The organism is Clostridia bacterium (assembly GCA_016887505.1).
In the GTDB taxonomy this organism is placed as follows: Bacteria; Bacillota; TC1; order TC1; family UBA5767; genus UBA5767.
Map to the genome: position 1 here is coordinate 603,491 of CP069393.1, position 17,556 is coordinate 621,046.

The window sequence follows — 17,556 nt, forward strand, 5'->3', positions numbered from 1 at the left end:
AAAGAGGAGTCCATACATGCCATCTAACATTGAAAAGATTATTCTGAACGCGTTACTAGATAGATTCGAAAGAAGGAAAAAGGGATCGACCAGACGTGTTATGCTGAAACCGGATCAGTATGTTGAATACGGACTAGACTACCTAGTAGATAAAGAAGTCTTTCATAAGGCTGTTTACGATTTGGAGAAACAAGGATATATAGAATTAGAATGGAACCCAAACAAAAAGTTTAAGTCGTTGAGCTGTATCGTTTTAAGTAAAGATATGATTCAGAAGAGTTACGGCTATTTGGGAAGATTACCAAAAGGTACTAAAAATGAGGAGTATTTAAAGGAACTGAAGGGCGTACTTGGTCGCTTTCATTCAGACTGGATTCGGAACTTTATTATAGACTGTATTGATAAGTTGGAAAATGAGGGGAAATTGAGTGGCTCCTTATCAGGTGATGAGAAGATTCGTAAAGAGTTTTATCAGCTGCTAAAAGCTGTGGAAGATGGAGTTGAAACTAGTAGCCGGTATTTAAGTACGGCGCTCTATGGGGACAGTAAGACACTGGAGAGATATCATTTATCAAAACTGGTCACAGTAGCTAAAAAGTATCTTGATTTAGATTTAGATAAAAAGCGGGTGATGGATTTTTTGGGCATTCAAGACCATCCTACTGAAATACTAATTAGGGGAGGGTTCCGCTATAAACTTGAAAAAGATATCATCATTGATACAGCGATACATACTTTTGGCACATCAATCAATGCCCATGCAGTTCAGATTATGGAACCCTTATCTATATCCTGTGATCGAATTTTAACCATCGAGACCAAAACGACCTATTATGAGTATATCAAGAATGCTAAAGAGGGTGAACTGGTCATTTATTTAGGTGGCTATTATGGGAAGACGACCCGGGATTTTTTAAATAAATTTAGAAAAATTATTTCTGCTGACACCCCGCTCTACCATTGGGGTGATGTGGATCCAGGTGGTCTTAGATTTTTTATCAAGCTTTGTGAAATTCTGAACCGACAAGTACTGCCGGTAAAGATGGACCGTGAGACATATCTTAAATATCACAGCTTGGATCAAGTTCTTACAAATGAACAAATTAAAAAAGCAGAGGAACTCAAAAAGAGCCCCTGGGCTAGGGCAATTGAAGATTCCATAGATGTGCTTGTGGAAAATAAGTTTCGCTTAGAACAAGAGCGAATTCCACTATAGGAACTGTTGTTATAATGAAGTGTACTATGAATGAAAGATAGTTATACTCGATATATCAGCTTGATGAGGGGACCATCCATAGAAGGATGGTCCGTTTGATTTCCTAGAGTATATATTGGATAATAAATGCAAGACATAGACAGGAAGGGGTCAGAATAATGGATGAGATAGAATCGAAATTTAAGGCAACCCTGTTGGGGGGAGCCATAGGAGATGCACTAGGATATCCAATAGAATTTTCAAGTATTGAAAATATCAGAGAAATCTATGGTCCAAAAGGACTATGTGGATTCGAACTTGATCCTACAAGCGGCCTAGCACTCATATCAGATGATACACAAATGAGTTTATTTACAGCAGATGGATTACTGTGGGCCTATTATCGTGGTAGCTATAAAGGTGTAGAAAGTTATGCGAAGAAGGGAATATATCCTTCCTATATGCGATGGTATTATACTCAGACAAAACAATTGCCGGAGGGGACTGATAAAAGAATCTTAGAAACACAATCCTTTGAGAGACATGGTAGTTTGATGGATGAAGCAAAATTATTTGCGAAGAGATCTCCGGGAAATACATGTTTAAGTGCCTTGGCTTCAGGGAATATGGGTAGTATGGACGAGCCACTAAACCAATCCAAGGGTTGCGGAGGAGTAATGCGCGTAGCACCGATTGGTTTATTCCTATATAAGGACCCCTTGCAGGCATTCTATGTAGCTTGTGAAGCCGCTGCTATCACCCATGGCCATCCTACAGGCTTTTTAGCTGCTGGTGCACTTGCTATGCTTGTTGCCCTGCTTGTTGGTCATCATAGCATGGAAGAATCCCTAACAACTACAATGGCCCATTTAAAACTCTATCCAGAAGGACAAGAGACTGTGGATGCACTCCAGAAAGCGGAATCCTTGGCGCATTCTCAACTTAGTGAACTAAATAATGCAAGTATTGAATCATTGGGTAAAGGATGGATAGCAGAAGAAGCCCTGTCCATGGCATGGTATGCGGCACGAGTTGCCGAGAATTTCAAACATGGTATTTGCCTTTCAGTAAACCATGGTGGAGACAGCGATTCAACGGGCGCCATTTGTGGGTATTTAATGGGAGCTCGTTGGGGCATGGAGGTTCTTGAAAAAGATTGGCTTACGGCCTTAGAATGTAGGGAACTAATACTCGATATGGCGGATAAACTGTATCGCTTCTAGTGGAAGCATAGATGGTGAAAATATGGCGTATTATGAGAAGATTGCTATATCCTTGACTAAGTGGTACAAATTGAATCAAAGAAATCTGCCATGGAGAAAAACAAAAGATCCTTACTTGATTTGGATATCCGAAATCATGGCTCAGCAGACAAGAATCGCGGCTTTGATTCCATATTACGAACGTTTTATTGCACAATTTCCACAAGTTCAGATCTTAGCTAGGGCAGAGATAGACGAGGTCTTAGCCTTGTGGGCGGGATTGGGATACTATAGCAGGGCACATAATCTACATAAAGCGGCAATAAAACTGGTTGAAGAATACAAGGGAGTGTTTCCGCAAGATATTAAAGCGATACGTTCACTACCAGGTATTGGAGAATATACAGCAGGAGCAATTGCTAGTATTTCTTTTGGAAAACCGAGTCCAGCAGTGGATGGTAATGTGAAACGGGTTTATGCGAGACTGATGTTGGATCAATCAGAAGTAGCATCAAAGGATATGAAACAACACGCTACAATCTTTGTTTCAAAACTGATGCCTCATGCTGATCCATCCATTCTCACACAGTCATTGATGGAACTTGGTGCTTTGGTTTGTATACCTAGAAATCCGAACTGCCTTATTTGCCCTCTAGCAGATGTTTGTAAGGCTAAAAAAGAGCACAGACAAGAAGAATTACCCATAAAGCAAGCGGCAGCGAGGAAAACTACAGAAAGGAAAACACTTTTATTGGTCCATGATATGGCAGGAAACGTATTGTTGAAGAAACGTAAGGAGCGACTGCTATATGGGATGTATCAATATGTTTTACTTGATGGGCATTGTAGCGAAAAAGAATGTGCTGATGAGCTTATGACTATGGGCCTGAAACCTAAAAAAACTTGTGTTTTAAAGGGATACAGGCATGTATTTACTCATTTAATATGGGATATGGTAGGGTATAATTTCGAAGTGACGGGTGAAATGCTTGATAAAGAGAAGGATGGCTACCACTTTTATAGTGAGCGCGAAAGAAAGAGTTTAGCAATTCCTACAGCTTTCGTATGGCTTGAAAGGAACTACAAGCAGCGACAATTAAAACATAGCAAGTAGCTATGCTATTAGATGAGAGGAATATCTCGGACTGAATTACTAGAATAGACACTTTGCTAGCGCAAGATAGGTTCATCTGGGTGAGCAAAGATTTGGTATACAGTTTAAATTGGAAAAGGGGAAAATTATGAAAAAACTAAACATGTTTGAACCATTTCAAGTGAAAGATTTAATACTAAAAAACCGTATTGTATTTCCACCAATGGATCTTTATTGTGCTAAGGAAAACGGATTGGTAACGGATGACCATTATCTGCACTATGTCAGTCGTGCGGTGGGTGGCACCGGCTTGGTCATTATGGAGGCCACGGCGGTTATGCCAAATGGAAGAATATCAGATAATTGTTTGGGTATTTGGAGTGATCAGCAGATTGAAGGCTTATCTCGGGTAGTAGAGGGGATGCATCGGCACGGTGGTGCAGCTGGCATACAAATAAATCATGCTGGCAGAAAATGTACGGCGAATTCCAAAGATAGCGAGTATACCATTGGCCCAAGCCCTCTTGCCTTTGATGAAACCTATCGGACTCCTAGACAAGTGGATATAACTGAGATAAGAGAAGTTGTGGAAAGCTTTAAGGAAGCTGCAACAAGGGCTGAAAGAGCAGGCTTTGACATCATCGAAATACATGGAGCTCATGGTTACTTAATCAGTGAATTCCTATCACCGCTTACGAATCTAAGAGAAGATGAATATGGTGGTAGCACCGAAAACCGGACGAGGTTTTTAATGGAGGTTCTTAGCGCAGTTAGAGAGGTATGGCCTGCAGAAAAACCAATATTTTTGAGATTATCTGCCACGGACCATATTGAAGGTGGAATGACTGTAGCGGAAATGGTAAAAATTGTTAACTTAGTAAAGGATCAGGTAGATGTGTTTCATATTAGTTCAGGTGGAGTAGTACCGGCTAAAATTAGGCTTTATCCGGGCTATCAAGTGAAATTATCGGAACAGATTAAAAAAGAGTGTCAAGTACCGACTATTGCTGTTGGGCTGATTACCGAACTAGATAGTGTTGAAGAAATTTTAGGAAATGCTAGGGCGGATTTAGTCGCTATAGGCCGTGGGCTTTGTAGAAATCCATATTGGGTTATGCAGCAGGCCTTCCAAAAGGAGCAAGAATATGAGTATCCGTCTATTTATCATGAAGCTTTCTTAGATAAACTAAGATAGGTTCAATTATTGAATGGAAAACGGGTAAGAAAGGGAAAAAGTGAGAGCGATGAATATATTACACGATATTGAGCCTGAACGGGTGAAACCAGAGCGTTTTACAGTAGTAATTGAGATTTCCAAAGGAAGCAAGAATAAGTATGAACTAGATAAGACAACAGGAATGTTAAAATTGGACCGGGTGCTATCCACTTCTACTCAGTATCCAGCCAACTATGGTTTTATCCCGAGGACTTATGCCGGAGACCATGACCCCTTAGATGTAATGGTACTATGTTCTGAAAGTATTTATCCCATGACATTGGTGGAGTGTAAGCCTATCGGAGTTTTAACCATGGATGATTCAGGAGAGGTAGATGAAAAAATTATTGCTGTTTCTCTACATGATCCATATTATAATTCGTATCAAGATGTATCTGAACTCCCAGCACATTTATTTGAGGAGTTAAAGCATTTTTATACTGTATACAAGATGTTAGAAAACAAGGAAACGATTGTACATGAAGTATTGGACAGATTAGAAGCCATGAAAGTAATTGAGAAAAGTATGAGGGCTTATGAAATGAAGGAGTATAATCGCCGGTGATTGATATCGAGAATTAGAAGGGAGGGCAACCAACGACCCTCTCTTCCATTTCTTACAGGTACCTTTTTTTGTTATTCTTAATTATGTTATAGTGTACCTAGAATAGAATGATGCATTTATTGGGAAAGAAGCAGGTATTATATGAGGGCATTCGGAGTCAGAAACATCAATCGAATAGTAATTACAGGAGTAGGTGTCATTATTCAGTTGCTTATTTATTTTAGCATGCTAAGTGCTTTTAATGATTATTCAAACTGGTTTTATGGCTTTAGTATAGCCATAAGCGTCTTTGTGGTTTTATGGATAATAAATAATGATAGCAATCCTTCTTATAAGATGGCTTGGATTATACTTATTATGCTCGCGCCTGTTTTTGGTGGCATCTTCTATCTAGAATTTGGAAATAACCGGATGAGCAAAAGAGAAAGAAAAAGTATGTGCCGGATTGATGAGGCTACTCTTCAACAGCTGCCTAAAAATGACGATATCATCAACAATCTAATGAAGATTGATAAACCGGCTGCCCTTCAGTCTAGGTATATACAGAACTTTGGTGGTTATGCAGCAGCAACTGATTCAGCAGTAGAATATCTTTCTATTGGAGAAGAGTATTTTGAAGAGTTGAAAATAGAGCTGAAAAAGGCAAGACATTTTATATTTCTAGAATATTTCATCATAGAAAATGGAACGATGTGGAATCAAATATTACAGATACTTGTTCAAAAAGTGAAAGAGGGCGTGGATGTACGAATTATTTATGATGATTTCGGATGTATGTTGACCTTACCAGTCGATTACAAGATGGAATTGGAAAGTATGGGCATTCAATGTATGGTCTTCAATAAACTAGTACCACTATTTTCTTTTCGATTTAATACACGAGATCATAGGAAGATAGCTGTGATAGACAATGCGTCAGCTTTTACCGGTGGGATAAATCTTGCGGATGAGTATATCAATGCAAGAGAAAGATTTGGCCATTGGAAGGACGGAGGCATTAAAATATGCGGAGAAGCAGTATGGCACTTTACGGTTATGTTTCTTTCTATGTGGGATTATTTGGCAGGTACTAAAACTGACTATGATTCCTTTAAACTAAATGCAAAGCCCACTTCCTTAAAGGACTCAAATGGAGTTATTCAACCATTTTCTGATAGCCCTCTCGATAATGAGCCGGTAGGACAAAATGTATATCTAAATCTAATTAGCAAGGCTCAAGACTATATTTACATTACTACACCCTATCTGGTAATCGATGATGGCATGATGAATAACTTAACAAATGCTGCTAAATCAGGGGTTGATGTCCGCATCATGACACCACATATACCAGATAAAAAATATGTTCATGAGGTTACAAAAAGTTATTATCCCAAACTGGTGCAAAGCGGTGTTAAGATATATGAATATACACCGGGTTTCATCCACTGTAAGAGCTTCGTTGTAGATGATATTTACGGTATAGTAGGTACTATTAATATGGATTATCGTAGTCTATATTTGCATTTTGAATGTGGTGTGTGGACCTGTAGAACAGGATTAGAGTTAGAATTAAAGAATGACTTTTTAAAAACACAGGAAAGGTGTACGGAAGTATCAGAAGAAACCCTTAGTAAGCTGGGAATCATCCATGCTTTTATCAGGATGATTCTAAAAGCCTTTGCTCCGCTGATGTAGTTTTCTAAAATGTTCAGCTACAATAGAATAGACAATAAAAAAGTAGTTGTCCTAGGACAACTACTTTTTGGTGCGGCCGAGAGGACTTGAACCTCCACGATCATAATGACCACTAGAACCTGAATCTAGCGCGTCTGCCAATTCCGCCACGGCCGCATATTCAGTTGGCTTACCTCATGTATATTAGCATAGTTCAGTTCGGGATGCAACATTTTTTTAAGAAGAAGCCATTGCAAGAAAGTGTTCGATCGGAACTGTTAGGCACAGGTAAAAAACGCGAAAAAAATAATTATACTTGGCAATGGTACTACAAGAAGTAAAAGCTACTTGATGGAAACTAAATATCAGAGTACACTATAAATGGAGAAGATTGAAATTTCAATATATTGGGGTAGGAATACAAAATGAATAGCATAAAAAATAGAAATAGATGGATTCCGCTCTTATTGCTTTTTTTTTGCCTGATATGCATCGTGATATTTTGCATGACTATAGATGCTGTTTCACAAGTAAGAGGGAATGGGAGATACTACCAGCAAGAGATCTTTGGTAAATATATTTTATACTATGTAGGTCCAAATGGAGTAAAGGCTCTATTAGAGGACCAAGCGCTGCAAGTATTGGATGAATTGCAGGGAGAAGAAAACAAGTATTTACTCGTCTTACAAAAAAATGAAGTGATTTTTTTACCAGTTGGAAGCATAAGAGGCGAAATGAAATTCAAATTGCCATCCGGTGAAAAAATAATTCAGAGCCATTGCGTTTGTGATTTAGATGGTAACGGAACAGAAGAATGGTTGTTTTTAACGGGTGAACATTTCTTTATTCTAGAGCTAGACAAGGGAATTAAGATATTGTACCAGGGAGAATACCCCAATCTAAAGCCGTGGAAGGTACAGACCTCGGATGTGGATGGGGACGGAAAAAAGGAAATATCTTTGGGTGTCTATAAGAAGACTCTATTCCATCCAGTGATGGACAAAAGACCGTATATCTATGATTGGGATGGTACAGAATTAGTTCCCAAATGGCGAGGCTCAAGGCTTGCTCATCCATTTAAAGACTATATTTTCCAAGATATTGATTCAGATGGCAAAGATGAAATTGTTGCACTTGAATTTCTTGCGGATGCATCGCAGATGGTTCAAGCCTATCGTTGGAAGGGATTTGGTTTTGAAGCCATGATCTGTTCTGATTCGAAACGTGAGATTGAAACAATATGGCGAGCAGCAGATGGAAAAGTGGGTGTAACGATAAGAAATGGTATGGAACAAGAAGATTTTTGTCTGGAATATATTAAAGGAGTGTGGAAAGAAAATGCAATATGCAAAAGGTAATGCTAGAGCAATCTTATTTGTATGTTTGGGTTTATTATTGATGTTGATTGTACCTGGATGCCAAGTAAATAAAGAAGTGGCTGAAGAACCAGTTCAAGTTGAACCAGAATTAGAGACTAACGCGACCTTCGTTTTTGATTTCTCAGATAGTGAGAATATCAGAAATATTGATGTGGACTATGTGGAATCGAATATCGTAGCCACGGTGCCCTCCTATCAAGTATCTAATAATCTTTCCAATATTGTAAATTTGGAACAATTTGGTTATTTTTCTCCAGACCAACAAAAGAAGCTTGTAGAAAATGGCTTTGTAGTTACGCCGAGTAAGGAAGAACAACTTTTCTACATCTACGAAAAAAATGAATATTTGAAGTTGCCTAGCTTTGTTACCACCGATTCGGTACTTCAGGTATACCATATATTCTATGACTATTCATTGCGTCTTCTAGAACAAGAAAAATTGCTTGGCTATCTAGAAGAATTAACCGAGCACATGATGGTGAAGTCTATGGAGGTCTATGAATTATTAGACAATCCGGATGTCAAAGAAGCTCAAAAGAACAATGTAGCCTATTTTGGAGTAGCGTTAAAATGCTTAGACAAAGACCTTCCAGAAGGTTTATCCCAGGATACGATAGATTTAATCGAATCAGAGTTTCAAAAGATTGTAGACATGCAAGGATTTGAATCTTCTAGTTTGTTTCCTTTTGAACTAGATTACAGCCAGTATAAACCACGTGGGCATTATACAAGGAATGATGATTTTAAACGATATTTTAAAACGATGATGTGGTACGGACAAGCACCATTTCCTCTTTATCGTGTCGTTGAGGATGAAAAAGTACGAAATCTTGAAGGAACAGTGCAGGCCATGCTGATTAGCTGCATGATATCGATGCAGGATGAAGGGACAAAAGATATCGAACTATGGGATAAAATATATAGCCCCACTGTCTTTTATGTCGGCTCATCGGATGATTTGTCCGTTCTTGAATATCGAAAAATCATGCAAACTGTGTTTGGAAATGAGCTTGATTTTAATGACTTAAGTGATAAACAGAATATGGATCTTTTTTATAAAGAAGCAGATAAACTTCCTGAGCCAAAGATTCAAGCAAAATATTCTGAAGTCACGACACCAGTTGGTAAACAGTTTCGTTTTATGGGACAAAGATATACACCAGATGCAGATATAATTCAAAATCTAGTTGAGCCAATCACGAGACCCATACCATCTGGTTTAGATGTGATGGGCTGTATCGGTTCAGAACGAGCCTATCAAATTATGGTTGAACAATATAAGGTGTTGGAAGAGTATCCTCAGTACCAAGAAAAGCATGAACAGTTAAAGGATGAGTTTGGATCGTTACCATTAGATACATGGCAATCCAATATGTATTACGGTTGGATGTGGACTCTGAAAGGACTATTGGAAGAATATGACGCTGGATATCCATCCTTTATGACCAACCAAGCTTGGAGTGATAAGTCGCTATCGACTGCGTTAGCAAGCTGGTCTGAACTAAAACACGATACCGTACTTTATGGCAAACAAAGTGGTGCTGAGTGCGGGGGTGGAGAAGAACCACCAACAGTGAAAGGATACATAGAACCTAGTATGGAAGTATATAATCGGTTGCTATGGCTTACAAAATATTCTAGAGCCAATCTGAGCAAACGAGATCTCATGATTCCAGAACTTGAAAGCAAGATGGAACGATTTGAAGAACTTTTGACTTTTCTTTTAGAATGTTCTGAGAAAGAGCTAAACAATGAGGAACTTTCAAGTGAGGACTATGACCAATTACTGACCTATGGAGGTCTATTGGAATATTTAACGAGCTCCTTTGCTGGTGATGGAACTAGATGGTTTGAAATTACCTCGGATACGGATAAAAATATGGCAGTAATAGCAGATATCCATACGATTGCTCCCAATAGTTTGAGCCCGGGTGGCTATTTTGAAGTAGGCGTTGGTCCAGCTCATGAAATTTTTGTAGTAGTACCGATTGGTGGTTCACTCTATTTAACGAGAGGGGCTACCTTCAGTTACTATGAATTTACTAGTACGGAACGTCTAACGGACGAAAGTTGGCAGCAGATGCTCAAAGATGAGTTGGCACCTAAGCAAGCAGACTGGACAAGAAGTTTCATTGTTGGCAATAAAGAAGAAGTACCAGAGCCCGTAAGTCCATATACCACAGGATGCTAATGAATAGGCCTATTAAGCTGTTTCTGCTAATCAGTATGGTTGTGATTCTTGCCACGAGTAACAACGTAAGTACAAAAGGACAAGTAACGTTAAAGGCAGTAGGAGATATTCTACTTGACCGAGGTGTTAGACGCGATATGGACAGGGACTATGATTATCCATACCAAAACGTATTGAAAGAATTAGCGAATGCAGATATAGTGATAGGAAACCTAGAATGCCCTCTTACCGAAGAAGGTAATCCGGTATTGAAAGAACCTTCGATTGTCTTTAGAGGTGATCCTAGGAATGCTGAGGCGTTAAAAAAAGCTGGTTTTCAAGTTCTTAGCTTAGCCAACAATCATACTATGGATTATGACGAACAGGGATTTCTGAATACAATATCTAATTTGCAAAAGCAGGGTATAAATAGTATCGGCGCTGTATTTTCTGGAGATACCTTCCAAAAACCAGTATTTATCGCAAAAAATGGTTGTACAATAGGATTCTTGGCCTATTCAGTATTTCCTCCAGAAGGCTATGTAAGTCTCAAAGGTAAAGCAGATGTGGCACGATACAACAAAGTTGGTTCTATAGAAGAAATACGAAGGGTAAAGAAAGAGTGTGATTTGCTTGTCGTTTCATTTCATTGGGGCAAGGAATTCAGCTATTACCCAAGTGAACAACAAAAGGAGATAGGACATCAAGTTGTAGAAGCTGGAGCAGACCTCGTCCTAGGCCACCATCCTCACGTAGTTCAGAGCAATGAAAACTATTTAAATGGATATATTTTCTATAGTCTAGGCAACTTTATTTTTGATAGACAAATCCCTAGCGGGACAGATGAATCTGTTATTGTCGAGATCATCATAAGGAATAAAAAAATTGTTGAAATGAATTCCATACCCTTAAAGATTAAAAATAGCCAGCCATTCAAAGACGAAGTATAGGAATATAGATTATGAAAACCAGAACCACAGAAGATGTGTAAGCATATTTTGTGGTTCTGGTTATTTTTGTATCGCTGATAATGTGAAAAAATTATTCTGGATCGAATCTATTTTGACACAGAAGCTTCACATTCTAGTAACAATATTGTCATTGACAATATATATTATTAATAATAACGTATATACATTAAACATAAATAGTGGGAGAAAAAAATGGATGTAAAGAATTTCAAGCAAATCATGACGGGGTACGGTAAGAGAATCACGGAAGCATTGAACGGAACCTATGGACCCGTTTGTAGTGAATTAGGGCTTACTGTTTTGCAACTAAAGATCGTGATGGAACTATACCAAAATGGAACCCATACAATTGGAAGCTTGGCTAACAGTATGCTGATGGCCACGACGAATATGTCTACAATGTGTAAAAAAATGGAAAAAGCGGGGCTTGTTGAACGTACGAGAGATCAAATGGATGAAAGAGTTGTTGTTGTTAAACTTACAGCGAAGGGAAGTAGAATAGGGAAAGAGATTGAAAATAACATTTTAAGGAAAATAGATTGTATTGCCCAAGGAGAGGACGATTTATTTTATGACGATATCGTAAAAGGATTTGACAAATTTACGATGTTGATTGAAAGAATAATTGACTCTGAAGAACAAGTGGGAAGGAAAGAGGATAAAGATGAACTTAAAGAACGACTTTAAAAAGCCATTCATTTTCTACTATCTCATCGCGATGGTGATTGTATTATTCTTAAATGCGGTTATATTTCCAATTTTCATGAATCAAGAAGTTAATGAAGTAGATTATGGTACCTTCTTAAGAATGGTTGAGGACGGAGAAGTAACCAAAGTTGAGGTACGCGAAGAAGAAATAGGTTTTACAACAGAGAATGAAACAATTTATATCACTGGTAGAATGGACGACCCGCAACTAGCAGATAGGCTTCTTGAAGCGAATGTTGATGAATTTTCAGAAGTATTTCCTCAAGAAATGTCACCACTGGTTAGCTTTTTGCTAACATGGATTATTCCGATTGGTCTATTCATCGCGTTGCAACAGTTCCTTATGAAAAAGATGCAGGGGGGAGGCGTTGGAAATGCCATGTCCTTTGGCAAGAGCAATGCGAAAGTCTATGTCCAGGCCCAAACAGGAATAACCTTTGCTGATGTAGCAGGACAAGATGAAGCAAAGGAAGCTTTGCAGGAAATAGTAGCTTTTTTAGGAGATAAGAATAAGTATGCAGAAATTGGTGCTACCGTCCCTAAAGGAGCACTACTGGTAGGACCGCCTGGAACAGGTAAAACACTTCTAGCAAAAGCTGTAGCGGGAGAATCGAATGTACCATTTTTTTCCATCTCTGGTTCAGAATTTGTTGAGATGTTTGTGGGTATGGGAGCAGCAAGAGTAAGGGATTTATTTAAACAGGCTAAAGAAAAAGCGCCTTGTATCGTATTTATCGATGAGATAGATGCTATTGGCAAAAGTAGAAATACTGCTTCTGGTATGGGTGGAAATGATGAACGGGAACAGACACTCAACCAGCTTTTAACTCAAATGGATGGATTTGATGCAGATTCAGGCGTCATCATTTTAGCCGCTACCAATAGTCCAGAGGTATTAGATAAAGCACTACTTAGACCGGGAAGATTTGATAGACGAGTACCGGTGGAACTACCCAACCAAGTTGGTAGAGAGGCGATTCTTAACGTTCATGCTAAAAAGGTGCAATTAGGACCAGGAATTGACTTTAAGGCTATTGCACGAGCGACCCCAGGTGCATCTGGGGCAGATTTAGCGAACATCATCAATGAAGGAGCTATTCGAGCAGTTAAAGAGGGACGAAAAAAAGTGGCTCAAGAGGATTTAGATGAAGCCATAGAAGTAGTTATTGCAGGTTATCAAAGAAAGAATTCTGTACTAAGCAATAAAGATAAACTAACGATTGCCTATCATGAAATTGGTCATGCTTTGGTGGCAGCAAAACAAGAAGGTGCTGCACCTGTTCACAAAATTACGATCATTCCAAGGACTTCTGGCGCTTTGGGCTATACTATGCAGGTGGAAGAAAACGAAACCGTCTTGATGAGCAAGGAACAAGCTTTAGAAAGAATCACGACATACATGGGCGGTAGAGCAGCAGAGGATGTAGTTTTTGACCGAATTACAACAGGAGCATCCAATGATATTGAGCAGGCAACCAAAATTGCACGTGCAATGGTTACCAAGTATGGTATGAGTGAGCGCTTTGGCATGATGGCTCTAGAAACCAACAACAATCCGTATCTTGGAGGAGATAGCACTCTATTGGTTTCGAATGAGACCGCCTCAGAAATTGATAGTGAGGTTTTGGAAATTATCAAAAAATGTTATGCAAAGGCGAAACAAATCTTAGAAGAGAATAAGGATAAAATGCATGATTTGACTAAATTTTTATTTGAGAAGGAAACCATTACGGGAGAAGAATTTATGGACGTGCTTGGTGAATAACAAAGTAAGAAACAGCCTAAAACAGTAGGCTGTTTCTTTAGCTTTGAAGAACAATATGGATGATTAAGTTTGTGGTTAGATTCATGGGTAGTATAATAGATAAAAGGAGGTTAAACTATGAAAAGAACGGCATACATATTGTGTTTTAGCTTGCTCATGGTGCTATTGATTGCTGGTTGTCAAGTAGTTCCGAACGTGGAACCAGATGCTAGTGAGATGCCAATTGAGAAGGAAGAGCCCGCTTCTTTTGAGGAATCTTTGGTTCTTGAAGAACCAAAAGAATCTGAAGCCGTGCCAGAACCGGACCTATTTGAACTACTAAAACAAGATGATAAAACCTTAATAGCTGATATGACGGATGTTAGTGGGGGTTCCGCTAAGGGACTTGGCTATGTCAGAAATGTTGATGGCATTTTGACACATGCTGTTGTTGCGACCCTGCCTCCTCTTGAAGAAGGAACCTTCTATGAAGGGTGGTTGGTAAAACGTGGACCGCTTGATTTCTTTTCAACAGGGATGTTGACTCTTGAAGATATGGAAGACGGAAACTTCAAACTATTTTATACGGAAGAACAAGACCGATCTGAATACCTGGAAGTGGTTATTACTCTAGAAACGAAAGACGACCAAGAACCAGAAGAACATATATTGGAAGGCATAGCACAATAAAAAGGAGGATAACATGAAAAGGACAGCAGCCTTTTTTGATATTGATGGAACCTTATATAGAGAAGGATTGATAACGGAGGTATTCAAAAAACTGATCCGTTATGAAATTATTGATGCTGAACGATGGTATAAGGAGGTAAAACTGGATTATGACCGGTGGGACCAGCGAGTAGGAACATACGACTCCTATCTCTTAGGGATGGCTTCTATATATACAGAAGCCATAAAGGGACTGCATCAATCTCAAGTCAGTTTTATTGCAAAAAAAGTGGTGGAGCAAAAAGGTGGACGTGTTTATACATACACCCGAGACCGAATCAATTTTCATAAAGATAACAGGCACCTGCTGATTGTTGTTTCTGGAAGTCCGATTGAATTGGTTCAAGAAATGGCTAACAAGTATGGGTTTGATAGGCATATAGGGTCAATATACAAACGGAAGAATGATATTTATACTGGTGAAGTTGTCCCCATGTGGGATTCTAAAAGTAAGGAAGAAGCAATTTATAAACTGGTCAATGAGTATGATATTGATTTGGAAACTAGTTATGCTTATGGAGATACGATGGGTGATTTTTCTATGCTTAAGATGGTAGGAAATCCTACAATTATCAATGCTACGAAGGAAGTTTATCAGCGGATTACAAGCGATGAAGATTTACGGAAAAGGATTAATGTAATTGTAGAAAGAAAAGATATGATTTACCGCTTGGTACCAGAGCATATCGAGGTATTGTCATAATGCTTGGAGCTATACTTGGCGACATGATCGGCTCATACTATGAGATTCACCCTGAGGTAGAGCGCCTGCCTAGTATGAAGATGAAGTGGCATGACTATTCAGATGATACCGTTCTTACTGTGGCAACGATGGAGGCCCTATTAAATAATGAGGATTATGCAAAATCCTATCGTAATTATTTTATGAACAATCAAGAACGGGACTATGGTAGACGTTTCATTGAGTGGGCAAGGGATGAAAAGATGCCAGCCTATGGTAGCTACGGCAATGGGGCAGCGATGCGTATCAGCCCTATTGCGTTTATGGCAGAAAATGAATGCTGGCTTGAAAAAGAAGTTTATCAAAGTGCTACAGTTAGCCACAATCATCCAGCGGCTCTGACTGGTGCCCAAGCCATTGCCTTTTGTATTTTTTGGTTAAAAGAAGGTAAGGATAAACGCTATCTAAAAAAAGAAGTAGAGAGGCGTTTTCACTATGACTTAGATTTTCGAATCATCGAAATACGAAAAAGCTATACTTTTGATGCAAGTGCCAGCGGTTCTGTCCCTCAGGCCATAAAGTGCTTTTTAGAAAGTGAAAATTTAATGCAAGCCATTGGCAATGCTGTTTACTTAGGTGGAGATATGGATACAATTGCTGGTATGGCAGGGGCCCTTGGTGAGGCGGCCTATGGAATAAAAAGAGCACTTGCAAACACCATACTGAGTCGCTTGCCAAAAGAATATCAAAATACAGTTAAGAAATTCTATAATAAGTCATTAGCAAGAAGACTTTAATTATAAAAACTGGATAATGAGATAAAACGTAAAAGAAATGGATTGCACCTATGATAATGAGCATAAAATTACCCCAACAACGAAGTGGGGTAATGGGTGTTTGGTCCATCCAGTATGAATCCAAACCATAAAGCTCAGATTCATCGGATATGGCCAAACGATATTGAATAGTAAAAATAGTTTTTTATAATGAATATTAGAACATATAAGCATTTTCACCAAGTGTTGATTCATCTAGACCAAGAACCTGATCTTCCGCAGATACTTTTACTGGTGTGATTTTGTTAATAATCCATAATAGTGAATAGCTGATAATGAAGGCATAGATTGCTGTACCTAATACAGCTAGCACTTCTACTTGGAAAAAATGTACACCGCCATAAAATAGGCCATTAGCTCCAGCGGGATTTACTGCTGTATTTGCAAACAAGGATAACATTATTACACCAAGCATACCACCCACACCATGGACACCCCAGACGTCCAAAGAATCGTCCCAGTTCATTTTGTTTTTCAAGGATACGGCAGCAAAGCATACTATGCCAGCTGAGATACCAATGAATATAGCGATAGTAGGACTAACAAATCCAGCTGCTGGCGTTATGGTTGCAAGTCCTGCTACAGCACCTGTAAGAAGACCAACAAATTTGGGCTTTCCCACTTTTTTCCATTCAATAATCAGCCAAGTAATTGCCGCAAAAGATGCAGCGATATCTGTGTTTAAAAAAGCGAGTGCGGTAGTGCTATCTACCCTCAGCTCAGAGCCTGCGTTGAAACCGTACCAGCCAAACCACAAAAGTGCTGTACCAATCGCTATCAGAGGGATACTGTGTGGATTATTAGCTTTAACATGGCGTTGGCCTACATAGAAGACTGAGGCTAAAGCAGCCATACCTGCAGTGGTATGTACGACAATTCCTCCTGCAAAATCAAGGACACCTAATTGTGCTAAAATACCACCACCCCATACCATATGTGTAAGAGGAAAATATACAATAAACAACCACATCACTTGAAAGAATAGATAGGCTTTAAATCTTATACGTTCAGTGAAAGCACCTGTAATCAGAGCAGGGGTGATAACCGCAAACATCATCTGATATGCCACAAATACCAATAGTGGTATGTTATTAGTAGGCGAGAGTGCATCATTTAAACCAATTCCTTTTAAGAATGCCATATCTAGATTACCAATAATTCCATAGACATCTCCGCTAAAACATAGTGAATATCCAAAGGTAACCCAAATTATTGTAGTAATTCCTAAAGACACAAAACTTTGTAACATAATTGCTAGAACACTTTTTCGACCTACAAGACCTCCATAAAAAAAGGCTAACCCCGGTGTCATCAGCATTACTAAACTTGTAGCCAATAACATAAATCCCGTGCTGCCAGTATCAAAAGCCATACAAATCACTCCTTTTAATTTATTATGTGAAATATTAA

General features: G+C 38.9%; 15 protein-coding genes and 1 tRNA gene. 14 read left to right on the forward strand and 2 right to left on the reverse strand.

The window, feature by feature from the left end:
• The first annotated feature begins 16 nt into the window (after positions 1–16).
• From JR334_02945 to cls, 6 genes are all read left to right on the forward strand, one after another.
• Positions 17–1,216: a hypothetical protein gene (locus tag JR334_02945; GenBank protein QRN86196.1), complete on the forward strand. Its 1,200-nt coding sequence runs from the start codon at positions 17–19 to the stop codon at positions 1,214–1,216.
• Positions 1,217–1,374: 158 nt separating this feature from the next.
• Complete coding sequence (locus JR334_02950; GenBank protein ID QRN86197.1) at positions 1,375–2,418, forward strand: ADP-ribosylglycohydrolase family protein; 1,044 nt, start codon at positions 1,375–1,377, stop codon at positions 2,416–2,418.
• A 22-nt stretch (positions 2,419–2,440) separates the two neighbouring features.
• Positions 2,441–3,511, forward strand: coding sequence for an A/G-specific adenine glycosylase (gene mutY, locus JR334_02955; protein QRN86198.1), 1,071 nt, complete (start codon positions 2,441–2,443; stop codon positions 3,509–3,511).
• A gap of 127 nt (positions 3,512–3,638) precedes the next feature.
• On the forward strand, positions 3,639–4,685 hold the full coding sequence (gene namA, locus JR334_02960; GenBank protein ID QRN86199.1) for an NADPH dehydrogenase NamA: 1,047 nt from the start codon (positions 3,639–3,641) through the stop codon (positions 4,683–4,685).
• 49 nt (positions 4,686–4,734) lie between these two features.
• On the forward strand, positions 4,735–5,271 hold the full coding sequence (locus JR334_02965; GenBank protein ID QRN86200.1) for an inorganic diphosphatase: 537 nt from the start codon (positions 4,735–4,737) through the stop codon (positions 5,269–5,271).
• A gap of 141 nt (positions 5,272–5,412) precedes the next feature.
• On the forward strand, positions 5,413–6,948 hold the full coding sequence (gene cls / locus JR334_02970; protein ID QRN86201.1) for a cardiolipin synthase: 1,536 nt from the start codon (positions 5,413–5,415) through the stop codon (positions 6,946–6,948).
• A 68-nt stretch (positions 6,949–7,016) separates the two neighbouring features.
• Here cls and JR334_02975 read toward each other — a convergent pair.
• A tRNA-Leu gene (locus JR334_02975) sits at positions 7,017–7,104 on the reverse strand.
• Between the two features lie 248 nt (positions 7,105–7,352).
• Here JR334_02975 and JR334_02980 point away from each other — a divergent pair.
• The 8 genes from JR334_02980 to JR334_03015 all read left to right on the forward strand — a co-directional run bounded on the left by JR334_02980 (position 7,353) and on the right by JR334_03015 (position 16,107).
• A complete protein-coding gene (locus JR334_02980) occupies positions 7,353–8,285 on the forward strand; it encodes a hypothetical protein (GenBank protein QRN86202.1) in 933 nt (310 codons plus the stop codon).
• A complete protein-coding gene (locus JR334_02985) occupies positions 8,266–10,497 on the forward strand; it encodes a DUF3160 domain-containing protein (protein ID QRN86203.1) in 2,232 nt (743 codons plus the stop codon). Before JR334_02980 ends, JR334_02985 begins: the two co-directional genes overlap by 20 nt.
• The gene (locus tag JR334_02990) at positions 10,497–11,426 is read left to right on the forward strand and encodes a CapA family protein (protein QRN86204.1); all 930 of its coding nucleotides are present in this window, start codon (positions 10,497–10,499) and stop codon (positions 11,424–11,426) included. The genes JR334_02985 and JR334_02990 overlap by 1 nt, the downstream gene beginning before the upstream one ends.
• Before the next feature lie 213 nt (positions 11,427–11,639).
• Positions 11,640–12,134: a winged helix-turn-helix transcriptional regulator gene (locus JR334_02995; protein QRN86205.1), complete on the forward strand. Its 495-nt coding sequence runs from the start codon at positions 11,640–11,642 to the stop codon at positions 12,132–12,134.
• Positions 12,112–13,920 (forward strand): ATP-dependent zinc metalloprotease FtsH, encoded by a 1,809-nt coding sequence (gene ftsH / locus JR334_03000; protein QRN86206.1) that lies wholly within the window; start codon positions 12,112–12,114, stop codon positions 13,918–13,920. Before JR334_02995 ends, ftsH begins: the two co-directional genes overlap by 23 nt.
• Before the next feature lie 117 nt (positions 13,921–14,037).
• Positions 14,038–14,589: a hypothetical protein gene (locus JR334_03005; GenBank protein QRN86207.1), complete on the forward strand. Its 552-nt coding sequence runs from the start codon at positions 14,038–14,040 to the stop codon at positions 14,587–14,589.
• A gap of 13 nt (positions 14,590–14,602) precedes the next feature.
• Positions 14,603–15,331: an HAD-IB family hydrolase gene (locus JR334_03010; GenBank protein QRN86208.1), complete on the forward strand. Its 729-nt coding sequence runs from the start codon at positions 14,603–14,605 to the stop codon at positions 15,329–15,331.
• Positions 15,331–16,107, forward strand: a complete 777-nt coding sequence (locus JR334_03015; GenBank protein QRN86209.1) for an ADP-ribosylglycohydrolase family protein — start codon at positions 15,331–15,333, stop codon at positions 16,105–16,107. The genes JR334_03010 and JR334_03015 overlap by 1 nt, the downstream gene beginning before the upstream one ends.
• 196 nt (positions 16,108–16,303) lie before the next feature.
• On the opposite strand, the gene JR334_03020 is transcribed toward JR334_03015, so the two are convergent.
• Entirely contained in the window at positions 16,304–17,518 is a 1,215-nt protein-coding gene (locus JR334_03020; GenBank protein ID QRN86210.1) for an ammonium transporter, read from the reverse strand.
• Between the last annotated feature and the right edge of the window lie 38 nt (positions 17,519–17,556).

Coding starts and splice junctions, on each gene's coding strand:
- namA (QRN86199.1), top strand. CDS start 3,639: ATGAAAAAACTAAACATGTTTGAACCATTTCAAGTGAAAGATTTAATA.
- JR334_02980 (QRN86202.1), top strand. CDS start 7,353: ATGAATAGCATAAAAAATAGAAATAGATGGATTCCGCTCTTATTGCTT.
- JR334_02945 (QRN86196.1), top strand. CDS start 17: ATGCCATCTAACATTGAAAAGATTATTCTGAACGCGTTACTAGATAGA.
- JR334_02950 (QRN86197.1), top strand. CDS start 1,375: ATGGATGAGATAGAATCGAAATTTAAGGCAACCCTGTTGGGGGGAGCC.
- cls (QRN86201.1), top strand. CDS start 5,413: ATGAGGGCATTCGGAGTCAGAAACATCAATCGAATAGTAATTACAGGA.
- JR334_02985 (QRN86203.1), top strand. CDS start 8,266: ATGCAATATGCAAAAGGTAATGCTAGAGCAATCTTATTTGTATGTTTG.
- JR334_02990 (QRN86204.1), top strand. CDS start 10,497: ATGAATAGGCCTATTAAGCTGTTTCTGCTAATCAGTATGGTTGTGATT.
- JR334_03020 (QRN86210.1), bottom strand. CDS start 17,518: ATGGCTTTTGATACTGGCAGCACGGGATTTATGTTATTGGCTACAAGT.
- JR334_02995 (QRN86205.1), top strand. CDS start 11,640: ATGGATGTAAAGAATTTCAAGCAAATCATGACGGGGTACGGTAAGAGA.
- JR334_03005 (QRN86207.1), top strand. CDS start 14,038: ATGAAAAGAACGGCATACATATTGTGTTTTAGCTTGCTCATGGTGCTA.
- ftsH (QRN86206.1), top strand. CDS start 12,112: ATGAACTTAAAGAACGACTTTAAAAAGCCATTCATTTTCTACTATCTC.
- JR334_03010 (QRN86208.1), top strand. CDS start 14,603: ATGAAAAGGACAGCAGCCTTTTTTGATATTGATGGAACCTTATATAGA.
- mutY (QRN86198.1), top strand. CDS start 2,441: ATGGCGTATTATGAGAAGATTGCTATATCCTTGACTAAGTGGTACAAA.
- JR334_02965 (QRN86200.1), top strand. CDS start 4,735: ATGAATATATTACACGATATTGAGCCTGAACGGGTGAAACCAGAGCGT.
- JR334_03015 (QRN86209.1), top strand. CDS start 15,331: ATGCTTGGAGCTATACTTGGCGACATGATCGGCTCATACTATGAGATT.